This is a genomic window from Carnobacterium sp. FSL E2-0243, assembly GCF_038003605.1.
Classification (GTDB): domain Bacteria; phylum Bacillota; class Bacilli; order Lactobacillales; family Carnobacteriaceae; genus Carnobacterium; species Carnobacterium maltaromaticum.
On the sequence record NZ_JBBOPM010000001.1, the window covers coordinates 1,675,103 to 1,697,739 of the forward strand.

The following is a 22,637-nucleotide window of genomic DNA, read 5'->3' on the forward strand; positions in this document are numbered from 1 at the left end:
TGGCAAGAAAATAGGGAAATTTGAGGTGGCATTTTTTGCCACCTCGAAATGTCATCTTTTTCTCGAAGGACTGGCTCAAAAGAACTAGCCTAATAAAATTGAAGCAACAACAGTTTAAGTTTAAAAGATAAACTGTAAGAAACTAATAAGCTTTGTTAGTCAAGAAACTAATCATCATTCATTTTAAAGCCAATACCCCAAACAGTGTCAATATAAACAATATCAGGGCTTACTTTTGCAAATTTAGTCCGTAAATGACTAATATGAACACTGACAGTCCCATCATCGCCAACCAAAGATTCTTCCTGCCAAACACTTTCAAAAATATTACTTTTAGTAAATACTTTTTTCGGATTAGACATTAAAAGAGCTAAAATATCAAATTCAAAGTTTGTTAGTTTCAATAACTGTTCATTTAAATATACTTTGCGACTATCTGGTTGTAGAAGAATCCCTTTATGCGTTAACTCCATGTTTTTTGTATCAATAGGAAGAGTGTTGCTTCTGCGCAAATTGGTTTCAATTCTTGCAGAAAGAATATCTAAATCAAAAGGTTTTGAAACAAAGTCATCTGCACCTGATTTTAGAACATCTATTTTAGATTGCTTATCAGATTTAGCTGAAATCACGATGATGGGAGTTTGGTTTGTTTGACGAATTTCTTGAATAATCTCTTCACCATTGATTCCAGGTAGCATCAAATCTAAAAGGATTAAATCAAATTGAGTTTGTTTTGTATAAAATTGAACTTCTGTGCCTGAAAAAGCTGATTGTGTCTCATATCCTTCAGCAGATAAAAATTCAGATAAAAGTTTGTTAATGTCATTATCATCTTCAACAATTAATATTTTTTTCATTTTAGTTCCTCCAATTATAGAATAGTAGGTTCAATCAGATTCGAATTTTCAGTTTTTTTGAAAAAACAGAATACTAAAATAGCCACACTAAGTAAGTATAGGTTGAAAATTCAGATAATCCTAGTAAAAACCATGCAAATAAGTTCTTTAAAAACTATTATACCAAGTTTTAATTAAAATAGTGTGGTTTTTATCGGAATAAAGAAATACTTTACATTTAGTAAGAAATTTAAATAAAATGAGAAAATTAAACATTATTTCTTTTTATTTTCCTAAAAAAAAGTTATGATAAACTATACCCAAAAAGAAATGAGTGAGCAAGATGGAATTTAATGAGAATAAATATACCTTAAAAATAGCTAAATTCTTAAGATTGTTACTAAATGTTGCGTTATCTATTTTAGGTTTAGTTTTAGCCTATTGTTTAGCCAAAGAGATTGTCTATATTTTCTTAATGATTACCCAAAATGGATTTCATGACTATTATGAATTGATTCAAGAAATATTAGTTTTCTTCTTGTACTTCGAGTTTATTTCCCTCGTTGTGAAATATTTTGAATCCAACTATCATTTTCCTTTGGATTATTTCATTTATATTGGCATTACAGCGGTAATTAGAATCATTATTACTAATCATGGCCAACCAATTGACACATTAATTTTATCAGCTGGAATTGTCGTTCTATTAGTAGCGTTAGTGATTGTCAAAAGGAATAATCTAGATACAAAATAAAGATACACCTTTAGATGGATTCTTTCAGATTGTGCATATTGTATAATTAAGTTACATTTTTAATTTAAATAATTATAGAAAGTAGGAATGAAAATGAAAAATTGGATGAAAGCTGTTATTGGAGTGGTGGTGGTTTTAGCTCTACTAGCTATTCCATTTATTACCTCATACAATTCATTGGTAAATGCCGAGAGTGCTGTCGATTCTCAGTGGGCAAATGTCGAATCAAAATTACAAAGAAGATATGATTTAATTCCCAATTTGGTCAATTCTGTTAAAGGAAGTATGACACAAGAGAAGGAAGTTTTTGGTGCAATTGCTGATGCGCGTTCTAAGTTAAGTGGAGCAAAGACAGTAGATGATAAGGTTAAAGCCAATAATGAACTAGAATCAGCTGTTTCAAGATTATTAGTTGTTGTTGAAAATTACCCTGATTTAAAATCAAATCAAAATGTACAGGGATTAATGGATGAATTAGCAGGAACTGAAAATAGAATTTCTGTTGAGCGTGATCGCTATAATAAAGCTGTTCAAACGTATAATAATAAAGTCAAAAGATTCCCAGGCTCAATTATTGCGAACATGACTGGCTTTGAACCTCGAGCATTCTTTACTGCAGTAGATGGAGCCGATAAAGCTCCATCAGTTAATTTTGATTAAAAAGAATTTATGAGTGAAAAGAGCCTAGGAGCTGAAGAAAATGCAAATTAAAAATAAACAATTGTCTTTGTATCTGAGCGTAATTGTCGTTAGTTTAATGGCCCTGTTCTTTTTTCCACAAACAATAAAAGCAGCGCCTACTTTTCCAGCGGCGACCTCTAATTATTATGTGGACGACGCAAAAATTCTATCCTCAACTACTGAGCAATTTATTCAATCAGTGAATAATAACTATCAACAAACCACAGAGAAACCTCAAATTGCTGTTGCAGCTGTAAAAAATATGCAGGGGTTAACGCGGGAGGACTATGCCAATCAATTATTTGAAAAATGGCAAATTGGCAATAAAAAATTGGATAACGGAGTGCTAATTTTATTTTCACTTGAAGAGCGCCAAATTTGGATTGAAGTTGGATATGGTCTTGAAGGAGCATTAACAGATAGTGGTACAGGTGCAATTTTGGATCGGAATATAGACTTGTTAAAAGCCGATAAATTTGACGAAGCTTTAAAGAGTATCTTTACAGAAGTAGCAGTTAAAATAAATGGTGAATACGATTTTAAGAATGAGGAAATTTTCTCTGGATACGAAGTTGATGCTGAGAAATATTCAGATAGCGATGATTCTGGAATACTAAGTGTTTTTATTTTGATTGGAATCATTGTTGTAGTCAGTATATTTTTTGGTGGAGGCGGTTCTAATGGCCCAGGTGGACGTAGACGTAGAGGAAACATTTCACCACTATTATTTGGCTTATCTAGCGGAATTTTCAGAGGTGGCAGTGGTTCAGGAGGTTCTGGCGGCTTTGGTGGTGGAGGCTCCTTTGGCGGTGGCGGTTCTAGCGGCGGAGGCGGAGCTGGCAGGAGTTTTTAAGAATAGTATCAAAGAAATCTAAAATTAAAAACTGTTAAGTACGAAATGCAATTCGTGCTTAACAGTTTTTTTAATAACAACTATTTATTTGAGGGTTCTTTTATTGAATAAAGATAGAGGAAATGAATTTAAAAAAAGCACTTTTAAAAAAATTGTTAAAAAATAAAAAAAATAGCAATGTTATCTAAAATGAATACCAAAAACAAAGGATAACATTGAGATGGCAATGAAATTTCAAATAAAAAAATAACTTTTTATATTTTTTTGTGTTATCTATTTCAAGAAAAAATAACTTTTTATATAATAACGGTTGACAAAATATTTAAAGCTGATAGTATTGGTAGTGGCTTTGAAAGAGATTCCTTTAACACCAGTCTTAAGGAAAGGTAGCTGGGAAATTTAATCAGCCAACAGCGTACATACAGGGACGATTTTATTGCTTTAAACAGTTAGTTGTTTTTTTTTGCAAAAAAAAGAATCACCCGGATGTGTGGACCTAGTATGAAAGAATTTAGGAAGGGGGAAATTAAATGCCTACAATTAATCAATTAGTTCGTAAGCGTCGTAAGTCAACAAAATCAATGTCAGATTCACCAGCATTGAACAAAGGCTACAACAGTTTTAAGAAACGTCAAACAGACACTAAATCACCTCAAAAACGTGGTGTATGTACTCGTGTGGGAACAATGACGCCTAAAAAACCTAACTCAGCGTTACGTAAGTATGCTCGTGTGCGTTTGTCTAACTTATTAGAAGTGACTGCTTATATCCCAGGAATTGGGCACAACTTACAAGAACATAGTGTCGTTCTTATTCGTGGTGGACGTGTAAAAGATTTACCAGGAGTTCGTTATCATATTGTTCGTGGTGCTTTAGATACAGCTGGAGTGACAGATCGTAAACAAAGCCGTTCAAAATATGGTGCGAAAAGACCAAAAGCTTAAATTTTAGATGAAATTGTTAAACTTAAAAAATATACTCTTTGAAAGGAGGAATTTGGATGCCTCGTAAAGGTCCGATTACAAAACGTGATGTCTTACCTGATCCAATTTATAATTCAAAATTAGTAACACGTTTAGTTAACCGTATTATGGTTGATGGAAAACGTGGAAAAGCAGCTACAATTCTTTATAGTTCATTTGAAATGATCAAAGAGGAAACTGGCAATGATCCAATGGAAGTATTTGAACAAGCAATGAAAAATATCATGCCTGTGCTAGAAGTTAAAGCTCGTCGTGTTGGGGGTTCTAACTATCAAGTTCCAGTTGAAGTTCGTGCCGATCGTCGTACAGCGCTTGGTTTACGTTGGTTAGTAAGCTATTCACGTTTACGTGGAGAAGACACTATGGAACAACGTCTTGCAAAAGAAATCATGGATGCTGCTAACAATACTGGTTCAGCTGTTAAAAAACGTGAAGATACTCATAAAATGGCAGAAGCCAATAAAGCTTTTGCTCATTATCGTTGGTAATACAGCTTAAATTTTAACCAAAAGAGAGGTGTACGAAACTAATGTCAAAAAGAGAGTTTTCTCTAGAAAAAACACGTAATATTGGAATTATGGCGCATATTGATGCTGGTAAAACAACAACAACAGAGCGTGTCCTTTATTACACAGGTAAAATTCATAAAATTGGTGAGACGCATGATGGTGGAGCACAAATGGACTGGATGGATCAAGAGCAAGAACGTGGAATTACGATTACATCTGCAGCAACAACAGCAGAATGGAATGGCTACCGCGTGAATATTATTGATACTCCTGGTCACGTTGATTTCACTGTTGAAGTAGAACGTTCACTGCGCGTGTTAGATGGAGCTGTTGCTTTACTTGATGCACAATCAGGTGTAGAACCACAAACAGAAACCGTTTGGCGTCAAGCTACAACATATGGCGTACCTCGTATTGTTTTTGTGAATAAAATGGATAAAACAGGAGCTGATTTCTTATATTCTGTTGGAACAATCCATGATCGTTTACAGGCAAATGCACATCCAATTCAATTGCCAATAGGTGCTGAAGATAATTTTACTGGAATTATTGATTTAATCAAAATGAAGGCTGAAATTTATGAAGATGATCTAGGTAATAATATTCGTGAGGAAGATATTCCTGCAGACTATCAAGAACTGGCTAATGAGTGGCGTGATAAATTAATCGAAGCCGTTGCTGAAACAGACGAAGACTTAATGATGAAATATTTAGAAGGCGAAGAGCTGACTAATGACGAAATCGTTAACGCTATCCGTGAAGCGACTGTCAAAGCTGAATTTTATCCTGTATTATGTGGATCAGCCTTTAAAAATAAAGGGGTTCAATTAATGCTTGATGCAGTTATTGATTATTTGCCGTCACCATTGGATGTACCTGCAATTACTGGAACGGTTCCTGGAACTGAAGAAGTTGTTGCTCGTCCAGCTGATGATGATGCCCCTTTTGCTGCCTTAGCATTTAAAGTTATGACAGATCCATTCGTTGGACGTTTAACTTTCTTCCGAGTATATTCTGGAACATTAAATGGTGGTTCTTATGTAAAAAATGCGACTAAAGGCAAACGTGAACGAATCGGTCGTATTTTACAAATGCACGCGAATTCACGTAATGAAATTCCTGTCGTTTATTCAGGAGATATTGCAGCGGCAGTTGGCCTTAAAGATACAACAACTGGTGACACATTATGTGATGAAAAACAAGAAGTTATCTTAGAATCGATGATTTTCCCAGAACCTGTTATCCAAGTAGCGATTGAGCCAAAATCAAAAGCTGATCAAGATAAAATGGGTATTGCTTTACAAAAGCTTGCTGAAGAAGATCCAACTTTCCGGGCTGAAACAGACCAAGAAACTGGCGAAACAATTATCGCTGGGATGGGAGAGTTACACTTAGATATTATTGTTGATCGTATGCGTCGCGAGTTTAATGTAGAAGCTAGCGTAGGTGCTCCTCAAGTATCTTATCGTGAAACCTTCCGTGGTTCGACTGAAGCCGAAGGTAAATTCGTTCGACAATCGGGTGGTAAAGGTCAATACGGTCACGTATGGATTGAATTTACACCGAATGAAGAAGGTAAAGGGTTTGAATTTGAAAATGCGATTGTTGGTGGGGTTGTTCCTCGTGAATATATCCCAGCTGTTAAGGCCGGTTTGGAAGGCGCATTAGAAAATGGCGTTTTAGCTGGCTATCCATTAGTGGATATTAAAGCGAAACTGTATGATGGATCGTATCATGATGTCGATTCAAATGAGATGGCCTTTAAGGTAGCTGCTTCAATGGCACTTAAAAATGCGGCTAAAAAAGCAAATCCTGTTATTCTTGAACCAATTATGGCGGTTGAAATTACAGTACCAGAAGATTATTTAGGTGATGTTATGGGACATGTTACAGCTCGTCGAGGTCGAATTGAAGGAACTGAAACACGTGGTAATGCTCAAATCGTTCAAAGTATGATTCCTTTATCAGAAATGTTTGGTTATGCAACAACATTGCGTTCAGCTTCACAAGGACGTGGTACATTCTCAATGACATTTGATCATTATGAAGATGTTCCAAAATCAATTTCAGAAGAAATTATTAAAAAAAATGGCGGAGAAGTTTAATTTAAACGAGCCAATTCTAAATAAAATAAAAAAGATGTAATTATAAGGAGGAAATAATAAAATGGCAAAAGCAACATTTGATCGTTCAAAAAGTCACGTTAACATTGGTACTATCGGACACGTTGACCATGGTAAAACAACTTTAACAGCTGCAATCGCAACTGTATTATCTAAACATGGTGGCGGTTCTGCGCAAAACTATGCAGATATCGATAACGCTCCAGAAGAAAAAGAACGTGGTATTACAATCAATACTTCACACATCGAGTATGAAACAGAAACTCGTCACTACGCACACGTAGATTGCCCAGGTCACGCGGATTACGTTAAAAATATGATCACTGGTGCTGCACAAATGGATGGTGCTATCTTAGTAGTATCTGCTGCAGATGGTCCAATGCCACAAACTCGTGAGCATATCTTACTTTCTCGTCAAGTTGGTGTTCCATACATCGTTGTCTTCTTAAACAAAGTAGACATGGTTGATGATGAAGAATTATTAGAATTAGTCGAAATGGAAGTTCGTGATCTATTATCAGAATACGATTTCCCAGGTGATGATACTCCAGTTATCGCTGGTTCAGCTCTTAAAGCTCTAGAAGGCGAAGCTTCATACGAAGAAAAAGTTCTAGAATTAATGGCTGCAGTTGATGAGTATATTCCTACTCCACAACGTGATACTGAAAAACCATTCATGATGCCAGTTGAGGATGTATTCTCAATCACTGGACGTGGAACTGTTGCAACAGGACGTGTTGAACGTGGTGAAGTACGTGTTGGTGAAGAAGTTGAAATTGTTGGGATCAACGAAGCCCCTACAAAAACAATTGTAACTGGTGTTGAAATGTTCCGTAAATTATTAGATTACGCACAAGCTGGAGATAACATTGGCGCATTACTACGTGGTGTAGCTCGTGAAGATATCGAACGTGGACAAGTACTTGCTAAACCAGGTACAATCACTCCACACACAAAGTTTAAAGCTGAAATCTATGTATTATCAAAAGAAGAGGGTGGACGTCACACTCCATTCTTCACAAACTACCGTCCACAGTTCTACTTCCGTACAACTGATGTAACTGGTGTTTGTGAGTTACCAGAAGGCGTTGAAATGGTAATGCCTGGCGATAACGTTACAATTGAAGTAACTCTTATCAACCCAATCGCTATCGAAGCAGGAACTAACTTCTCTATCCGTGAGGGTGGACGTACAGTTGGAGCCGGCGTTGTAGCTGAAATCCAAGCTTAATTTAACCTTTAAAAGAACAATCAAATAATCAGACATTAGTGAAGGTAACTAATGCGTGTCCAGGCGAAAAAAGCGTATTCTCAAAAGAGAATACGCTTTTTTATTAACGATTAATTATCATAGCTCATATCGTCTAATTGAAGGGTGTCCAAAATAATGGCAGCTGTTTCTTCAATTGATTTCGTGGCAACATTAATGACTAGGCAGCCTAATTTCTCATAGAGATTTTGCGCAAATTCTAATTCTTCATTAATACGATCTCTATCAGAATAAGTCGTATCTGGATTTAATCCATAAGCAATCATGCGTTCACGTCGGATAGAGTTTAATAGTTCTGGATCATTTGTTAACCCCACAATTTTTTTAGGATTGACTTTCCATAACTGATCTGGAATATGTGATTCTGGGATTAATGGCAGATTTGCCACTTTTAAGTTTTTATTAGCTAAAAACATACTCAAAGGTGTTTTAGACGTACGAGATACGCCTAAAATAACAATATCAGCCTCTAGGAAGCCTTTTGGATCTTTTCCATCGTCGTACTTAACGGCAAACTCAATCGCACCGATACGGTGGAAATAATTGTCGTTTAATTGATGTAGGGCACCAGGTTCTTTACTAGGAGTAGATCCAGTCCGTTTAACAATTTCGTCTACCATTGGGTTTAACAAGTCAAAACAAAATAAATTATGTTTCTGACAAAAATCACACGCAATTTTACTTAGACCATCCGTGATTAAGGTGTGAACAATCATCGCATTTTCATTCTTAGCTTGTTCTAAAATTGAAAGTAATGTTCCTTCTCCACGTACAAAAGGGTAACGAGAAACATTGAAATCGGTTGTTGGAAATTGAGACATGGCTGCCTGACTTAATTTATTGGCAGTTTCGCCAACTGAATCTGAAATAATGTAAACAAATTGATCTGTTTGATTCTCCATAAAAAAAGCTCCTTTAATAATTTCTATTGTTTCTTTTATTATAGCGTATTTAACAAGTGAAGCAACTCAAATTTAAGGTAGAAAAAAAGACTTGCCCTGAGGAGGCAAGTCAAAAGGTTTAGGAGACACAAAAATGAGGTTTTTTATGCCTAAAGGTATCGAATATATTGTACTCCATATGGAGGGACAAACGTAATTAGGGTAGTTCACAAATTAGAGCAGCTGTTTCTTCAATAGCTCGATGTTCAACATCAATAACTTTAATGCCAAGCTGACTGTAAAGCTTAGCTGAATAAGCTAATTCTTCAATAACTCGTTCTTTACTAGAGTAGCTAGAATCTTCATTTAGACCTAACGATTTTAGGCGAGAGGTTCTGATTTTCATAAGAGCTTCTGGACTACTTGTTAGACCGATAATCTTCGCAGGATCAATTTCAAATAATTCTTTTGGCAAACTTGCTTCTGGAATCAAAGGTAAATTTGCAACTTTATAATTTTTGTTAGCTAAATACATACTTAGCGGTGTTTTAGAGGTACGTGAAATGCCTAAAATAACATAATCTGCCAATAAAAAACTTCTAGGATCTTTACCATCATCAAATTTTACGGCAAACTCAATTGCGGAGACACGTCTAAAATAATGTTCGTCAAGCTTGTGAAGGGCGCCAGGTTCTTCTTTTGGAGCAATTCCTGTTTTAGCATGGAGAACTTTAGTTAAAGGACTCATCACATCAACAAAAGAAAGTCCCGTATCTTGGCAAAAATTAGTCACTAAATCTACAAATTCAGCGGTCACTAAAGTATGTACGATTACGCCATTTTCTTTTAAGGCTTCATTTAAGATTTCGTTTAACATCATCTTATCTTCAATAAAAGGATGGCGGCGAATATCTGTAATTTTTAAAGTTGGAAATTGAACAAGAACAGCAGAGACCACTTTTTGAGCAGTTTCTCCAATCGAATCAGATAAAACATAAATAACAGGATTTGTATTCATAACCTAAACTCCTTCTATAGCTGTTTAAGGGATTAAATAAAATTATCTATTTAAATGTAATGCTTCGTTTATAAAATGTTTTAGTACAACAGTTTTTGAAATTTTCCCAATTACCTTTAGAGGATTTTGTGTATCAACAACTGGAATAGAATCAATTTCATGTTGAATAATTTTGTAACCTGCATCAAGAATACGTTCATTTTCTTGAATTGTAATAACATTTGGCATCCTAGTCATAATCATAGCTACTGGGATAGTATGCGTATCAGTACTTGAAATCGTACTACGTAACAAATCTTTTCGTGAAATAACACCTAACAATTCATCATTTTCAACGACATATAAAGTGCCGACATCATGCATGAAAAGCATGGTTACAGCGTCACTAACTGTAGTTTCCTTTTTCACATTAATAGGGGGAACCATGATTTCTGTAATTTTCTTTTCATATAAATCATCGAAAAGCAGCGGGTCAAAATTTTGTCCAGAAAAGAAGTAACCAACTTTAGGACGAGCATCTAAAATGCCAGTCATCGTTAAAATAGCTAAATCACTTCTTAATGTTGGTTTGGATAAACTTAATTGTTTCGCAATATTATCGGCACTAATCGGTTCATCTGTTTTAACAATTTGAATGATTTTCTTTTGTCTTGTTGTTAACTCCATTGTTACACCTCAATTGCAGTCATTTCTTTAAAAAATAGTATATAATACATACTATAAAAATGCAATAAGACGTATTAAATAGAAAAAAGACCTATTAAAAATGTTTATATTGAAGTAAATAGTACTCTATTCTGTTTTTTTGCTTATAATAAGTAAGCATAGTTGCTTAAAAGAAGAGGAATCGTTATAATAGAGGATAGAGAAATTAATCGAATAAAGGGGGTAAATAAGCGTGACAGCAGTTGAACAAGCAATTCAAAAACTAAAAGAAAATGGGTATAAGTACACTGACAAGCGTGAAAATATGCTCCTATTATTTGCAAACGAAAATCGTTACTTGACTGCAAAGGAAGTTCAAATTTGTTTAAAAGATAAGTATCCTAATTTAAGTTATGATACTATCTATCGAAATATATACACTTTTGTAGAAATGAATATTCTAGAAGAAACAGAACTAAATGGTGAAAAAATATTTCGTTTTGGATGCATGCATACAGGACATCATCATCATTTTATCTGTACAATATGTGGAAATACGAGAGAAATTAACATGTGTCCAATGAATTTTTTTGAAGATCAATTAACAGGTTGTGAAATTGAAAGCCATCGATTTGAAATATTTGGAAAATGTGAAAAATGTGTAGCCATTTAATAGGAAGTATTTTAGGATTTTTTAGTTGGGATTCTAAAATACTTTTTTTGATTTATACACTTATTTTAAGAGATAAACAAAAAAATGGATGACATTTTTAATTAAATGTTAAGGCAAAATGAGAGTCCTTAAAAAAAATAGGTCTCACTAAGCTTATATACCAACAAATAAATAAAAAATTTGAAGTTTTTCGTAAGAATTTCAAATGTTTTATTGACGTAATTTTATTCATTCGCTATAATGTAGAAGGACAGTTATTATTTATGACAAACTTAAGTTGGTTGCATAATGAAAAACGGTTACTTTTATAAGCTCGGAGGGAGGGAATTTAATATGTCAAAAACAGTCGTTCGTAAAAACGAATCTCTTGATGATGCTCTTCGTCGCTTCAAACGTACCGTTTCTAAAACAGGTACTTTACAAGAAGCTCGCAAACGCGAATTCTATGAAAAACCAAGTGTGAAGCGTAAGAAAAAATCTGAAGCTGCTAGAAAGCGTAAATTCTAACAACAGTTTCACTAATACTGAGGGGGGACACCAATGTCACTTCTAACAACTTTGAATGAAGATATGAAAACAGCAATGCGTGCAAAAGACAAAGAAACTTTGTCTGTAGTTCGAATGCTTAAGGCTTCATTACAAAATGAACAAATTAAATTAGGTGAAGAATTGAATGCAGATCAAGAATTAACTATTCTTGCGCGTGAAATGAAACAACGTCGTGATTCAGTTGCAGAGTTTAAAAAAGCTGATCGTCAAGATTTAGTTGATAAAACTCAAGCTGAGATTGAAATTGTTGAAAAATATATGCCTAAACAACTTTCTGAGGATGAGATTAAAACAATTGTTAGTGCCGCAATTGCTAAAGTTGGAGCTTCTTCTATGAAGGACTTTGGCCAAGTAATGGGTGCTGTGATGCCTGAAACAAAAGGTAAAGCAGATGGCAATGAAGTTAATCGGATTGTCAAAGAGTTATTAAACTAAAACTTTAAAGAGTGTGGTAGAAGAAATTCTACTAGACTCTTTTTTGTTATGCTTTCGTTCCTTGACTTTATTTGTTAAGCAGTATATGTTTTAATAAGTCAACTAAATGAGGAGGAATTAAATGAAAGAAGAACTCATTAATCATGTGTTAAGTACGTTAAGTGAGATACAAAAGAATACCACTGACTTTAATACCATTTTTACTTCGTCAAGCGCTTCGGATTTATCTGAAAGTCAAATGATTGTCCTAGTCACACTTTCAATCAAATCAGACGTTAAAATTACGGATATTTCAAAAATGTTTGCTATGACACCGGGAGCAGCTACCGCGATGTGCGATAAATTAGAAGAAAAAGGGTATCTTTTTCGTACTCGTTCTAAGAAAGATAGGCGTGTAGTACTAATTGAAAATACAAAAAAAGCAACAGAAATTGTTGAAAAACTGTTTGCTGATTTTGATTTAAATCAGCTAGAAGAAATGAATACAACACTAATTAAAATTAACCAATTATTTATCGAGTTATCTGGCATCATTAAACCGCAAGAATCTAAAAAAGAGGAAAAGTAACCGTTACTTTTCTTCTTTTTTTACATATTATTAGTAGTTGACAATTTAGTTCAAAAGGTATATGTTTTAATAAGTGAAACAAATTTTTTGAGGAAGAATACGAGGGAGGCTATTAAAATGGAAAAATTTATTAGAAATACGACAAAAAAAAGTTTTGAAATTACAAGGAATTTAGTTGATACAACGGAAAATTTAACAGATAAAGCGTTAGACCCTGTTATAATGAGGAAAGGCTTTAAGGTGAATACTTTAGTAAACGGTCTATTGTTGACGGTCCCAGTCGGTCAATTAGTTCTCAATCAAAAATTAAACGGATGGGGTCTTGGGATAGGGGTATTAAGCACAACATCGCTTTTAATTAATCTCTATTTAAAAAGAAATCAAAAATAAGTAATTACTAAAAACTACTATTAAAATAGTTAAATTGGGTTTTCTATAAACTTGATTTAACTATTTTTATTATTCTGTTTTAACTGTAGAAGAATGTTTCTTTCTCTAGCGAAAGTCAATACTTCTTTTTAAGGCTAAAATATGCTATCATTTTAAGTGAAACCATTCAGAATCGTAACTGGAAAAGGAGGGTCACTAGTTTGACCAAATCAGATGAAGTAACGAAAGAACTCCAGATAAATAATGGCGATATTGCTGTTGCATTATTTGGAAATCATGATAAAAACTTAACTTTACTAGAAGAATCATTAAATGTAACAATTAATAGCCGAGGCGAAAAGATAGATGTTAGTGGTCAAGAAAAAAACGTAGATACAACAGTTTCTATTTTAAGACAATTACAAGAACTATTAAAAAAAGGGATTTCAATTGGTACGCCTGATATTATAGGTGCTCTTAAAATGGCGGATCGTGGTACTCTTGATTATTTTAGCTCTATGTATGATGAAGAGATTGGGAAAGATCGTGAAGGGAAACCCATTCGAGTTAAAAATTTTGGGCAAAGACAATATGTAGCAGCTGTAAAAAAGAACGATATTACTTTTGGAATTGGTCCAGCAGGAACTGGAAAAACTTATTTAGCTGTTGTTATGGCAGTCGATGCCTTAAAAAAAGGCGAAGTCAAAAAATTAATTCTAACTAGACCGGCAGTTGAAGCCGGAGAAAAACTAGGATTTTTACCAGGTGATTTGAAAGAAAAAGTAGATCCCTATTTACGTCCCATTTATGATGCCTTAAACAGTGTCTTTGGTTCCGAGCATACAAGTCGTTTAATGGATCGTGGTGTAATTGAAATTGCACCGTTGGCTTATATGCGTGGTCGAACGCTAGAAGATGCTTTTGTTATTCTAGACGAGGCCCAAAATGCAACAGCCGCTCAAATGAAGATGTTTTTAACTCGTTTAGGTTTTGGTTCTAAAATGATTGTCAATGGTGATAAAACGCAAATTGATTTGCCCAGAGGCGCATCCAGTGGATTAGTTCATGCAGAACGGACGCTCCAAGGGATTAAAGGAATTGGCTTTGTTACGTTTGACTCCAATGATGTTGTTCGTCACCCAGTTGTTGCCAGCATTATAGAAGCCTATGACCAAGAGACGAAACAACAATTTAATGAACCAGAATAGGAAGTGAAGGAATGAAACGAGCGATAGAACGAATACAAAAGAAGATGGGAAAATATTATATACCTACATTACTAATCCTATTTTCTGTTGTTCTTTTCTTAATTATGTTTCATAGTGTGCAACCCCGATCACTAGATGTAAAACTTTACCAGGTTGCAGAGGAAACGGTTCGAGCAAATGCAACGGTCGAAGACAGAGAGAAAACATTAGAATCTCAAAATTTAGCAAAAGAAAATGTCACGCCGGTATATCGTTTTAACTCAACGATCGCAACGACGAAAATTTCAAATATTAACTTTTTATTTGCAACAATTGATGAGGTGAAAAGTCAATTAGCTGAAAGAAAAAAAGCAGAGGCACCTAATGCAACTGCAGAAACATCTGAGGCTAGCTCCAAAGAAAAAATAAGTTTGATTCATGAAAAAATGAAAAACACAAATGATCAAGCTGAGGAATTCATTACTGCTTTGCCAGATTGGGCTTTGGTTCATTTAGTAGATACAGAAAGTTCTACATTAAAAACGATTAAAGAAAATGTCTTGAAATTAGTTAAAGAGGCAATGGAAAATCCTATTCGTGCTGAGGCTTTAGCTGATGTTAAACAAAAAGCTAAAGATCAATTAGATTATACAAACTTAACAGGAAACAATCAACGAGTTAGTGTACTATTAATTGAAAATAGTATTGTCGAAAATGATATCTATGATAAAAAAGCTACAGAACTAGCGAAAGCGGAAGCTGTTGAAAGAGTTCAACCAGCATTGATTTTACAAGGACAAGTGATTGTACAAGAAGGTCATATAGTTGATTCTAATGTGATGCATCAATTAAAATTATTAGGGCTATTAGATAAGAAAACTTCTTACCAACCAATGTACGGTTTAGTGATTATGCTGATAGCTCAAGCGTTGGTATTGTATTTCTTAGAGTTGACGCAACGCGAAAAAATGGTCCAACGTGGAAAAAATTTAACTTTATATGCCTTTATGATGATCATGGGGATTGGAGTAATGAAAGGCCTGCAATTAATTCAAGATGTTGGAGCTGATTTCTTAGCAATGTTTTATCCGGCGGCATTAGTTCCGTTGTTGCTAACGATCTTTTTATCTAGGCGTTTCGGTATAATTGCGAATGCTTTTCTTGCCGCTTTTTCTATCTTTATTTATATTTCAGATACTGGAACGAGTTTTAGCATTATTATTACATTATTTTACTTACTAAGTGGAGCGATGGGAACGATGTTAAGTCGGAACCGAGTGCGTAGAAAAATGTATATTAGTTTTATTTGGTTAACTATTTTCAATATACTCTTTTTATTCGCGTTTATCTTCTATTTAAATATTCAAATTGCGTCTCAAGAAGGAATAATGATTATTGTTTATGGGTCGTTGAGTGGGTTACTATCTTATTTAATGGCTTTATTATTAAATCCTTATATTGAAGTTTTATTTGAAGACAATGCGGTTATGACGATGAATGAATTAGCTAATCCAAACCAAGAATTGTTAAAAGAGCTTTTAACAAGAGCTCCAGGCACCTACCATCACAGTCTAATGGTAGCGAACCTTAGTGCCAATGCAGTTGGAGCAATTGGTGGGAATTCTATGTTTGCTAGGGTAGCTAGTTATTACCATGATGTAGGTAAGATTAGGCATCCGTTCTTTTTCGTTGAAAATCTTCCTGTAGGCATGGATAATCCGCATAATATGTTAACTCCTGAAGAGAGTAAAGAAATTATCTTTAATCATGTAACTGAAGGTGTTAAAATGTTAGAGGAGGCTAAGATGCCTCAGAGTATTATTGATATATGTGCACAGCACCACGGAACAACTTTAATGAAGTTTTTTTATGTGAAAGCTAAAGAGCACGATGATACGGTTAAAGAGTCTGATTTCCGCTATCCAGGACCAAAGCCACAAACTAAAGAAGCAGCAGTTATTAATATTGCCGATAGCGCTGAAGCTGCAGTTCGAGCAATGTCAAATCCAACCAAAGAAAAAATTGCTGATTTTATTCACAATTTAATTAATGGCCGAATTATTGACGGACAGTTTGACGAATGTGAAATTACCTTAAAAGAGCTCAAAATTATTGAAAAATCAATTTGTGAAGGTCTAAATGGAACATTTCACTCAAGAATAGAATACCCTAGCTTAAAAAAAGATAAAGCGACTGAAAAATAGGGTGAAAGGAAGGCCGACAATGGAATTAGATTTATTTGACGAAACAGGAAAAATTACAGAAGAACAAACGAAAATGGTGAAAACTCTCTTAGAATTTGCGGGATCACATATAAATTTGCCAGAAGATACAGAAATGTCTGTAACTTTTGTTGATAATGCTGCAATACAAGTCATCAATCGGGACTATCGAGGAAAAGACCAACCGACTGATGTAATTAGCTTTGCAATGGAGGATGAAGTTCCTGATGAAGTTGCAATCAATTTTGATTTATTAGATGAAAAAATGCCTAGAAACATTGGCGATATTATTATTTCGGTTGATAAAACAGCAGAGCAAGCATCTGACTATGGACATAGTTTTGACCGCGAACTTGGTTTCCTAGCCCTTCATGGTTTCCTTCATTTAAATGGGTATGACCATATGGAAGAAGCGGAAGAAAAAGTGATGTTTGACTTGCAGAAAGAGATATTGGATGCCTATGGACTGGAACGATGAAAGAGAAGCTCAAGACAAAAAAGAATTTGATGAACGATGTGAAAAAAATAAAAATTTTTTGGAGTCATTTAAGCATGCCTGTGATGGGGTTGTAACGGTCTATAAAGAAGAATTAAACATGAAAATTCATCTTTTACTTGGTGCTCTTGTTTTGCTCTTAAGCTGGTATTTGAATATTAGTAAAAATGAATGGTTATGGATGCTGTTGACTATTTTTCTTGTAATTGTGATGGAAATATGGAATACTGTGATAGAAAATGTTGTTGATTTAGCCACGAATAAAGAGTTTCATCCTTTAGCAAAAAAAGCTAAAGATATGGCAGCGGCAGCCGTTTTAGTGACAGCGAGTTTTTCTGTTGTTGTTGGAGCTATTATTTTTATTCCCAAATTAATTCAACTATTCTTTTAAAGGGGTAACTAGTTATGACAAAGCACGACGTCCAAAAACAACTTTGGATTCAAAAAGCCAACGAAATGTTAACTAAAGCTTATGTTCCATACTCGCATTTTCCTGTGGGTGCTGCTTTAGTAACAACAGATGGTAAGATTTATTCAGGATGTAATATTGAGAATGCTTCCTATGGTTTATCAAATTGTGCTGAACGTACAGCTATTTTTAAGGCGATTTCAGAGGGCGAAAGAGAGTTTAGTTACTTAGTGATTACAGGCGATACAGATGGTCCTATTGCACCATGCGGAGCTTGTCGACAAGTAATAGCTGAATTTTGTCCGTCTACTATGCCGATCTTATTAACAAATAAAAAGGGTGACCAAATGGAAACGACGATTGCAAGTCTTTTACCTGGCGCTTTTACACCGGAGGATTTAATTACATGAGCGAACACAAATCAGGTTTTGTTGCCATTATTGGCCGTCCTAACGTTGGAAAATCAACTTTACTAAACCGCGTAGTAGGGCAAAAAATTGCAATTATGAGTGACAAAGCACAAACGACTAGAAATAAAATTCAAGGGATTTATACAACACCAGAAGCACAGATGATCTTTATTGATACTCCAGGTATTCATAAACCAAAACATCGCTTAGGTGATTTTATGGTGGATTCAGCTTTAAGTACTTTAAGAGAAGTAGATGTTATTATCTTAATGGTAAATGCAGAAGAAAAACGTGGCCCTGGTGATAATTTTATTATTGAAAAATTGCAAGGAAATAAGACACCAATTTTCTTAGTTATTAATAAAATTGACAAAGTACAACCTGAAAAATTATTGGAAATTATTGATAATTATCGGGAATTATTACCTTTTGAACAAATTGTGCCGATTTCTGCTACAGAAGGGAATAATGTTGAAACACTATTGAATGAGTTGTTACGTTATCTTCCTGCTGGACCACAATTTTACCCAGAAGACCAAGTAACAGATCATCCTGAGTACTTTATTGTCTCTGAGTTAATTCGTGAGAAGGTTTTAGAGTTGACTCGTGAGGAAATCCCTCATTCAGTTGCAGTAGTAGTAGAAGGTATGAAACGCAATGAAAATGATAAAGTTCAAGTTCAAGCGACGATTATCGTGGAACGCTCTTCGCAAAAAGGGATTATTATTGGTAAGGGCGGGAAAATGTTGAAAGACATCGGAATTAAAGCTCGTCGAGATATTGAAGTAATGCTAGGAGATAAGATTTATTTAGAATTGTGGGTTAAAGTTCAAAAAGATTGGCGCGATAAACAAAACTATTTAACCGATTATGGTTACCGTAAAGATAACTATTAAACCAGATTTTAGAAGAGCTGAGATTAATTTCTCGGCTTTTCTTGATTTTAAATACTAGTTGTAGGAGGGAGCGATAGGATGTCTCAATTAGAAGAAGTGGATGGAATCATTTTATCTGTCCGAAATCATCGTGAAAATGATCGGTTGGTTAAAATATTTACCAATCGTTTTGGAAAACGAATGTTTTTCGTGAAAGGAACAAGAAAACCAAATAGCAAATTAAAATCTGCTATTTTACCTTTTACAAAAGCTCAATATATTGCCGATATTCGTGAGTCAGGGCTTTGTTTTTTAAGAGATGCAAAAGAAGTTCATCATTATTCTTCTATGCAAAAAGATATCTTTTTAAATGCATATGCAACGTATGTCTTAGGATTAGCTGATGCAGCATTGGAAGATGGTATTGTCGATCCAACTCTGTTTCATAAAATTGAAATGACCTTAACAGATATCGACGAAGGTTATGACCCTGAAATCATGCTGAATATTTTTGAAGTTCAACTTTTACCTTATTTTGGTGTTGCTCCTGAACTTAGAGGTTGTGTTGCTTGCGGTACAACGGAAGGGATTTTTGATTACTCTTCTAGCTATGGTGGGTTACTCTGTCAAAAAGATTGGCATTTAGATGTACATCGTTACCATGCTACGCCAAGAGCTATTCATTTTTTACGCATTTTTTCAAGAATTGATTTAGAGCAACTAGGTGAAATTAAGGTAAAAGGGGAAACAAAGACGGAGTTGCGACGGTTACTAGATATGATTTATGACGAATCGGTTGGAATTAAATTAAAAAGTAAAAGCTTTATTGATCAAATGCATACTTGGGGTGACATGCTTTTACCGAAAAAGAAACCAATAGAATAATGTTGGTTTCTTTTTTTTTAGCAATTTCTTTTTTCTAAAAAAGAAATAATTAACTTGCTAATTTATCAGAAAAACAAAATATACATAATTGTTATATTATATTAGCTTTTTTCCTGAATAAGCTTACATAGATATTTATTTTATATTCCCAGTTTTTAAAATTACCGTTATTTAATAAAAATAAAAATTCACATGTTGTTCACATTAACAAAGTCGAGGTTTTTATTTAAAAAATACAATTGAAATTTAAAGTGCACATTGATAACATTATAAATGTATCCATAAGATACTATAAGAAAAAAGGATTCTAGGAGGAAGAAAATGAAGAATAGTTTTAAAAATAATTTAGTTAAAGGTATTGTAGTTAGTAGTTTAGTTTTAGGAGTAGGTGTAACCGCTATTTTATCTCCAATTGCAGCAAATGCAGCAACAATTACTGCAAGTAAAGAAAAAGATTCAGGAAATGAGTATTCGGCTTACTATGATCAAACAATAGCGTTAGATGATACTTATTCAATTGGATTTAAACACACATCAGAAACTGGTTTTTTCTGGGCTGCATTTGAAAATACTGATCCAAATTCTGCTGTAGCAAATGGAAGCGGTACTATTGGTACTGAATTTACATTCACGATCACAAATGGGGAAGATACCTTTCCGTTTACAGTGACGTTGACTGAAGAAGAGAAAGAAGTGGGCCAATATATCGGTGACTTCACATTATTGTTTGGTGGAGCTGAATTTTCTGAAAATAATTTTCCACTAATTAATTTAGGTTCAACATTTAATCCATTAGATAAAATCACTTTTGTAAATGCTGATGGGGAAGCTTTTCTTGGAACAATTACTGCTGATGTTAGTTCTCTAGATACAACTAAGCTGGGTATCTATCCAGTTCAGTATACAGTTAACGAAACTCGCGAAGCATCAGCTGGAAAATCAACAAAAGCAACAACAACAGAATTACAAACTGCAAGTTTTACAGTTCCAGTTGCAGTTGTTAATGAAATATTCCAAACATATAAAGAGGAAACAACTTTAACTATTGATTCAGCTAAAAACAATGTAGACAATAAAGCGTCGTATACTGCTAAAGATGACACATTGCGTTTTGATGTTTGGAATACAGGTGGAACCAACTATACATTAAATGTAGTTGATTTACTTACAGAAGGACAGCCAGTTGTTAAAGAATTTAATTTCTCTTCTAATACAACAATTGGCTACGTTTTAGATGTAACCTATGAAGATATTTTCAAACAATTAGATCAATATACGATTAATTTTGCTTTTACAACTAGTACTGGTGGAACAGATGTTGGTACTGGTTCTGTTGCAGCTAATACAGGTAACACAGTCGCACCTACAGTTAGTGCTCCAGTTGCTAAATCTCCAGGTGCTAAAGCAAACAAACCAACTAAATTAGCACAAACTAATGCTGGATTAGGTATGCTACCTGCAGTGGGTGGTTTGACAGCAGTGGGTGGTTCAATTGGTGCTATCTTTAAAAGCCGTCGTAAAAAATAATAAATAAACACTAAAAATTATAACTTCATCATAAATAAAAACCAAGCACGACTTATTTTATAATGTTCGTGTTTGGGAGTATTTATGATGGATACATAGGTACATTGTTGCGTATAATACTTAGTTTCTAAATGAATACAAGGGTGGAAAACATGGCTAAAGATAAATTAAATCAAGAAAATATAGAGGTCAATCAATCAAAAGAGAGTGGGACAAAAGTAACATCAGAAAAAGCAACTATTTTTTCATACTTGTCAGATATAAATAGAATTAAAGTAGATTATACAAAAGAACCTTTAAAAATAAAATATAAATGGGCTAGTACTCATTTTATTTTTCCAACTCAGGATAGCTTTGATTTGGAGGGACAAAAATTAGCACTAAGATTAGAAGGAAAAATTGAAGAAGCTTTTTCATTGAACCAATCAATAAGTCCAAAAGAAAGAACAAATCAAAAGAAATGGCGCATTTTAGCAGTGGTTCTATTAATTATTGGGATTGGTGGACTTTCAGCCAATAGCATTTATGGAACTTACTTGGCTCGTAAAATTGAGCAAAACACGCAAATAACTATGGAAAAAATAAAAAAAGTCAATCCTGCGAAGAGTGAAGATGAAAAACAAGAGCGCAGTGCTTTTAAAGAGCAACCTTACCAACCGATTGAAACCTATTTAGATGATTCAGATATCGAGACTTATCTAGGGAGTATAGCGATTCCAGATGTAAATTTAAATTTGCCCATCGTTAAAGGTGTTGGAGAACAAAATCTCTATCGTGGAGCAGCTACTAACAAAATAGGGCAACAAATGGGGAAAGGTAATTATCCAATGGCTGCGCATAAAGTTCCAGGGAATGACACTTCTTTATTTGGTCCCTTATTTCAGGTGACTCCAGGTATGAAGATTTATCTTTCTGATAATCAAAACATCTATATTTATACTGCGAGAGAAAGTTATGTTGTTGAACCTGAACGTGTGGATATTTTAGATGATGTGATTGGACAGACGTTACTAACCTTATACACATGTAGCACGGATGCTGGGGTTGAGCGTCTAGTGGTCCAAGCGGATTTTGAGAAACAATTAAAAATGACAGATGCATCTCCAGAGGGACAAGCTATTTTTGCTAGAGAGTAAGGAAATGCTAAAATGAGTTGACAAAGGACTTAGATTAACGCTATTATAGTAACAAGTAAATACTAATGAAGTGATGAAGGAAAGTAGTAAGAATTCTAATTTTAGTATAGCGAGTTTGGGATAGTGGAAGCCAAATGTAAAAGGAATTTTGAAGGCGTTCTGGAGCTTATTCAATGAAGATGCTAGTTTTTTTAACTAGAATTAGGGTGGAACCGCGATAATATCGTCCCTATACTGACAGGAATCTCTTGTTAGTATAGGGATTTTTTGTTGTATTTTAAATGAATCTAGGAGGAATAAAAAAGCTAGAAAATAAGACTGTAAGTGAGAATACATTAAAAAA

The 22,637-nt window shown here is 34.3% G+C and carries 25 protein-coding genes and 1 other annotated feature; of the genes, 21 read left to right on the forward strand and 4 right to left on the reverse strand.

What is annotated here, in order from left to right:
• Positions 1 to 167: 167 nt before the first annotated feature.
• Complete coding sequence (locus MHI00_RS07820) at positions 168 to 857, reverse strand: response regulator transcription factor (RefSeq protein ID WP_010051798.1); 690 nt, start codon at positions 855 to 857, stop codon at positions 168 to 170.
• A 322-nt stretch (positions 858 to 1,179) separates the two neighbouring features.
• On the opposite strand from MHI00_RS07820, the gene psiE reads away from it, so the two are divergent.
• The 7 genes from psiE to tuf all read left to right on the forward strand — a co-directional run bounded on the left by psiE (position 1,180) and on the right by tuf (position 7,970).
• Entirely contained in the window at positions 1,180 to 1,590 is a 411-nt protein-coding gene (psiE, locus tag MHI00_RS07825; protein ID WP_010051799.1) for a phosphate-starvation-inducible protein PsiE, read from the forward strand.
• A 93-nt stretch (positions 1,591 to 1,683) separates the two neighbouring features.
• Positions 1,684 to 2,250, forward strand: coding sequence for a LemA family protein (locus MHI00_RS07830; RefSeq protein ID WP_010051800.1), 567 nt, complete (start codon positions 1,684 to 1,686; stop codon positions 2,248 to 2,250).
• A gap of 40 nt (positions 2,251 to 2,290) precedes the next feature.
• Complete coding sequence (locus MHI00_RS07835; RefSeq protein WP_057001040.1) at positions 2,291 to 3,124, forward strand: TPM domain-containing protein; 834 nt, start codon at positions 2,291 to 2,293, stop codon at positions 3,122 to 3,124.
• 530 nt (positions 3,125 to 3,654) lie between these two features.
• On the forward strand, positions 3,655 to 4,068 hold the full coding sequence (gene rpsL / locus MHI00_RS07840) for a 30S ribosomal protein S12 (RefSeq protein WP_010053697.1): 414 nt from the start codon (positions 3,655 to 3,657) through the stop codon (positions 4,066 to 4,068).
• A gap of 56 nt (positions 4,069 to 4,124) precedes the next feature.
• Positions 4,125 to 4,595: a 30S ribosomal protein S7 gene (gene rpsG, locus MHI00_RS07845; RefSeq protein ID WP_010053698.1), complete on the forward strand. Its 471-nt coding sequence runs from the start codon at positions 4,125 to 4,127 to the stop codon at positions 4,593 to 4,595.
• Positions 4,596 to 4,636: 41 nt separating this feature from the next.
• Positions 4,637 to 6,721, forward strand: a complete 2,085-nt coding sequence (gene fusA / locus MHI00_RS07850) for an elongation factor G (protein WP_057001039.1) — start codon at positions 4,637 to 4,639, stop codon at positions 6,719 to 6,721.
• Positions 6,722 to 6,782: 61 nt separating this feature from the next.
• A complete protein-coding gene (gene tuf, locus MHI00_RS07855; protein ID WP_087064524.1) occupies positions 6,783 to 7,970 on the forward strand; it encodes an elongation factor Tu in 1,188 nt (395 codons plus the stop codon).
• Positions 7,971 to 8,080: 110 nt separating this feature from the next.
• Here tuf and MHI00_RS07860 read toward each other — a convergent pair whose 3' ends face one another.
• The 3 genes from MHI00_RS07860 to MHI00_RS07870 form a co-directional block, all read right to left on the reverse strand.
• The gene (locus tag MHI00_RS07860; protein WP_056998841.1) at positions 8,081 to 8,911 is read right to left on the reverse strand and encodes a pyruvate, water dikinase regulatory protein; all 831 of its coding nucleotides are present in this window, start codon (positions 8,909 to 8,911) and stop codon (positions 8,081 to 8,083) included.
• Between the two features lie 196 nt (positions 8,912 to 9,107).
• Complete coding sequence (locus tag MHI00_RS07865; protein ID WP_010053703.1) at positions 9,108 to 9,908, reverse strand: pyruvate, water dikinase regulatory protein; 801 nt, start codon at positions 9,906 to 9,908, stop codon at positions 9,108 to 9,110.
• A 42-nt stretch (positions 9,909 to 9,950) separates the two neighbouring features.
• Positions 9,951 to 10,574 carry a helix-turn-helix transcriptional regulator gene (locus tag MHI00_RS07870; protein ID WP_010053704.1) on the reverse strand — a complete coding sequence of 208 codons (624 nt, stop codon included), beginning with the start codon at positions 10,572 to 10,574 and terminating at the stop codon, positions 9,951 to 9,953.
• A gap of 232 nt (positions 10,575 to 10,806) precedes the next feature.
• Here MHI00_RS07870 and MHI00_RS07875 point away from each other — a divergent pair, with 232 nt between their 5' ends.
• The 14 genes from MHI00_RS07875 (at position 10,807) to MHI00_RS07940 (ending at position 22,294) form a co-directional block, all read left to right on the forward strand.
• A complete protein-coding gene (locus tag MHI00_RS07875; RefSeq protein WP_056998840.1) occupies positions 10,807 to 11,226 on the forward strand; it encodes a Fur family transcriptional regulator in 420 nt (139 codons plus the stop codon).
• Between the two features lie 333 nt (positions 11,227 to 11,559).
• Positions 11,560 to 11,733 (forward strand): 30S ribosomal protein S21, encoded by a 174-nt coding sequence (gene rpsU, locus MHI00_RS07880; protein ID WP_010053707.1) that lies wholly within the window; start codon positions 11,560 to 11,562, stop codon positions 11,731 to 11,733.
• Positions 11,734 to 11,766: 33 nt separating this feature from the next.
• The gene (locus MHI00_RS07885; RefSeq protein ID WP_010053708.1) at positions 11,767 to 12,210 is read left to right on the forward strand and encodes a GatB/YqeY domain-containing protein; all 444 of its coding nucleotides are present in this window, start codon (positions 11,767 to 11,769) and stop codon (positions 12,208 to 12,210) included.
• Positions 12,211 to 12,331: 121 nt separating this feature from the next.
• Complete coding sequence (locus MHI00_RS07890) at positions 12,332 to 12,778, forward strand: MarR family winged helix-turn-helix transcriptional regulator (protein ID WP_015076452.1); 447 nt, start codon at positions 12,332 to 12,334, stop codon at positions 12,776 to 12,778.
• Between the two features lie 117 nt (positions 12,779 to 12,895).
• Complete coding sequence (locus MHI00_RS07895; RefSeq protein WP_010053711.1) at positions 12,896 to 13,168, forward strand: hypothetical protein; 273 nt, start codon at positions 12,896 to 12,898, stop codon at positions 13,166 to 13,168.
• 236 nt (positions 13,169 to 13,404) lie between these two features.
• Positions 13,405 to 14,355 (forward strand): PhoH family protein, encoded by a 951-nt coding sequence (locus MHI00_RS07900; protein WP_278752372.1) that lies wholly within the window; start codon positions 13,405 to 13,407, stop codon positions 14,353 to 14,355.
• Between the two features lie 11 nt (positions 14,356 to 14,366).
• On the forward strand, positions 14,367 to 16,538 hold the full coding sequence (locus MHI00_RS07905; protein ID WP_016356449.1) for an HD family phosphohydrolase: 2,172 nt from the start codon (positions 14,367 to 14,369) through the stop codon (positions 16,536 to 16,538).
• Positions 16,539 to 16,557: 19 nt separating this feature from the next.
• The gene (gene ybeY / locus MHI00_RS07910; protein WP_010053714.1) at positions 16,558 to 17,034 is read left to right on the forward strand and encodes an rRNA maturation RNase YbeY; all 477 of its coding nucleotides are present in this window, start codon (positions 16,558 to 16,560) and stop codon (positions 17,032 to 17,034) included.
• The gene (locus MHI00_RS07915; protein WP_010053715.1) at positions 17,018 to 17,443 is read left to right on the forward strand and encodes a diacylglycerol kinase family protein; all 426 of its coding nucleotides are present in this window, start codon (positions 17,018 to 17,020) and stop codon (positions 17,441 to 17,443) included. Before ybeY ends, MHI00_RS07915 begins: the two co-directional genes overlap by 17 nt.
• Before the next feature lie 14 nt (positions 17,444 to 17,457).
• Positions 17,458 to 17,871 carry a cytidine deaminase gene (locus MHI00_RS07920; RefSeq protein ID WP_010053717.1) on the forward strand — a complete coding sequence of 138 codons (414 nt, stop codon included), beginning with the start codon at positions 17,458 to 17,460 and terminating at the stop codon, positions 17,869 to 17,871.
• The gene (gene era / locus MHI00_RS07925) at positions 17,868 to 18,767 is read left to right on the forward strand and encodes a GTPase Era (RefSeq protein WP_341112560.1); all 900 of its coding nucleotides are present in this window, start codon (positions 17,868 to 17,870) and stop codon (positions 18,765 to 18,767) included. The genes MHI00_RS07920 and era overlap by 4 nt, the downstream gene beginning before the upstream one ends.
• A gap of 78 nt (positions 18,768 to 18,845) precedes the next feature.
• Positions 18,846 to 19,631: a DNA repair protein RecO gene (recO, locus tag MHI00_RS07930; protein WP_341112563.1), complete on the forward strand. Its 786-nt coding sequence runs from the start codon at positions 18,846 to 18,848 to the stop codon at positions 19,629 to 19,631.
• Positions 19,632 to 19,952: 321 nt separating this feature from the next.
• A complete protein-coding gene (locus MHI00_RS07935; protein ID WP_341112566.1) occupies positions 19,953 to 21,158 on the forward strand; it encodes a cell wall protein in 1,206 nt (401 codons plus the stop codon).
• A gap of 152 nt (positions 21,159 to 21,310) precedes the next feature.
• The gene (locus MHI00_RS07940) at positions 21,311 to 22,294 is read left to right on the forward strand and encodes a class A sortase (protein WP_341112567.1); all 984 of its coding nucleotides are present in this window, start codon (positions 21,311 to 21,313) and stop codon (positions 22,292 to 22,294) included.
• A 64-nt stretch (positions 22,295 to 22,358) separates the two neighbouring features.
• Positions 22,359 to 22,528, forward strand: a binding site (T-box leader).
• Positions 22,529 to 22,637 lie beyond the last annotated feature (109 nt).

Bases quoted from the DNA above. Each gene is read 5' to 3' on its own strand.
- era (WP_341112560.1), top strand. From the start codon at position 17,868: ATGAGCGAACACAAATCAGGTTTTGTTGCCATTATTGGCCGTCCTAAC.
- MHI00_RS07920 (WP_010053717.1), top strand. From the start codon at position 17,458: ATGACAAAGCACGACGTCCAAAAACAACTTTGGATTCAAAAAGCCAAC.
- MHI00_RS07915 (WP_010053715.1), top strand. From the start codon at position 17,018: ATGGACTGGAACGATGAAAGAGAAGCTCAAGACAAAAAAGAATTTGAT.
- recO (WP_341112563.1), top strand. From the start codon at position 18,846: ATGTCTCAATTAGAAGAAGTGGATGGAATCATTTTATCTGTCCGAAAT.
- MHI00_RS07905 (WP_016356449.1), top strand. From the start codon at position 14,367: ATGAAACGAGCGATAGAACGAATACAAAAGAAGATGGGAAAATATTAT.
- MHI00_RS07860 (WP_056998841.1), bottom strand. From the start codon at position 8,911: ATGGAGAATCAAACAGATCAATTTGTTTACATTATTTCAGATTCAGTT.
- rpsG (WP_010053698.1), top strand. From the start codon at position 4,125: ATGCCTCGTAAAGGTCCGATTACAAAACGTGATGTCTTACCTGATCCA.
- tuf (WP_087064524.1), top strand. From the start codon at position 6,783: ATGGCAAAAGCAACATTTGATCGTTCAAAAAGTCACGTTAACATTGGT.
- psiE (WP_010051799.1), top strand. From the start codon at position 1,180: ATGGAATTTAATGAGAATAAATATACCTTAAAAATAGCTAAATTCTTA.
- rpsL (WP_010053697.1), top strand. From the start codon at position 3,655: ATGCCTACAATTAATCAATTAGTTCGTAAGCGTCGTAAGTCAACAAAA.
- rpsU (WP_010053707.1), top strand. From the start codon at position 11,560: ATGTCAAAAACAGTCGTTCGTAAAAACGAATCTCTTGATGATGCTCTT.
- MHI00_RS07865 (WP_010053703.1), bottom strand. From the start codon at position 9,908: ATGAATACAAATCCTGTTATTTATGTTTTATCTGATTCGATTGGAGAA.
- fusA (WP_057001039.1), top strand. From the start codon at position 4,637: ATGTCAAAAAGAGAGTTTTCTCTAGAAAAAACACGTAATATTGGAATT.
- MHI00_RS07830 (WP_010051800.1), top strand. From the start codon at position 1,684: ATGAAAAATTGGATGAAAGCTGTTATTGGAGTGGTGGTGGTTTTAGCT.
- MHI00_RS07820 (WP_010051798.1), bottom strand. From the start codon at position 857: ATGAAAAAAATATTAATTGTTGAAGATGATAATGACATTAACAAACTT.
- MHI00_RS07885 (WP_010053708.1), top strand. From the start codon at position 11,767: ATGTCACTTCTAACAACTTTGAATGAAGATATGAAAACAGCAATGCGT.
- MHI00_RS07890 (WP_015076452.1), top strand. From the start codon at position 12,332: ATGAAAGAAGAACTCATTAATCATGTGTTAAGTACGTTAAGTGAGATA.
- MHI00_RS07870 (WP_010053704.1), bottom strand. From the start codon at position 10,574: ATGGAGTTAACAACAAGACAAAAGAAAATCATTCAAATTGTTAAAACA.
- MHI00_RS07835 (WP_057001040.1), top strand. From the start codon at position 2,291: ATGCAAATTAAAAATAAACAATTGTCTTTGTATCTGAGCGTAATTGTC.
- ybeY (WP_010053714.1), top strand. From the start codon at position 16,558: ATGGAATTAGATTTATTTGACGAAACAGGAAAAATTACAGAAGAACAA.
- MHI00_RS07935 (WP_341112566.1), top strand. From the start codon at position 19,953: ATGAAGAATAGTTTTAAAAATAATTTAGTTAAAGGTATTGTAGTTAGT.
- MHI00_RS07940 (WP_341112567.1), top strand. From the start codon at position 21,311: ATGGCTAAAGATAAATTAAATCAAGAAAATATAGAGGTCAATCAATCA.
- MHI00_RS07895 (WP_010053711.1), top strand. From the start codon at position 12,896: ATGGAAAAATTTATTAGAAATACGACAAAAAAAAGTTTTGAAATTACA.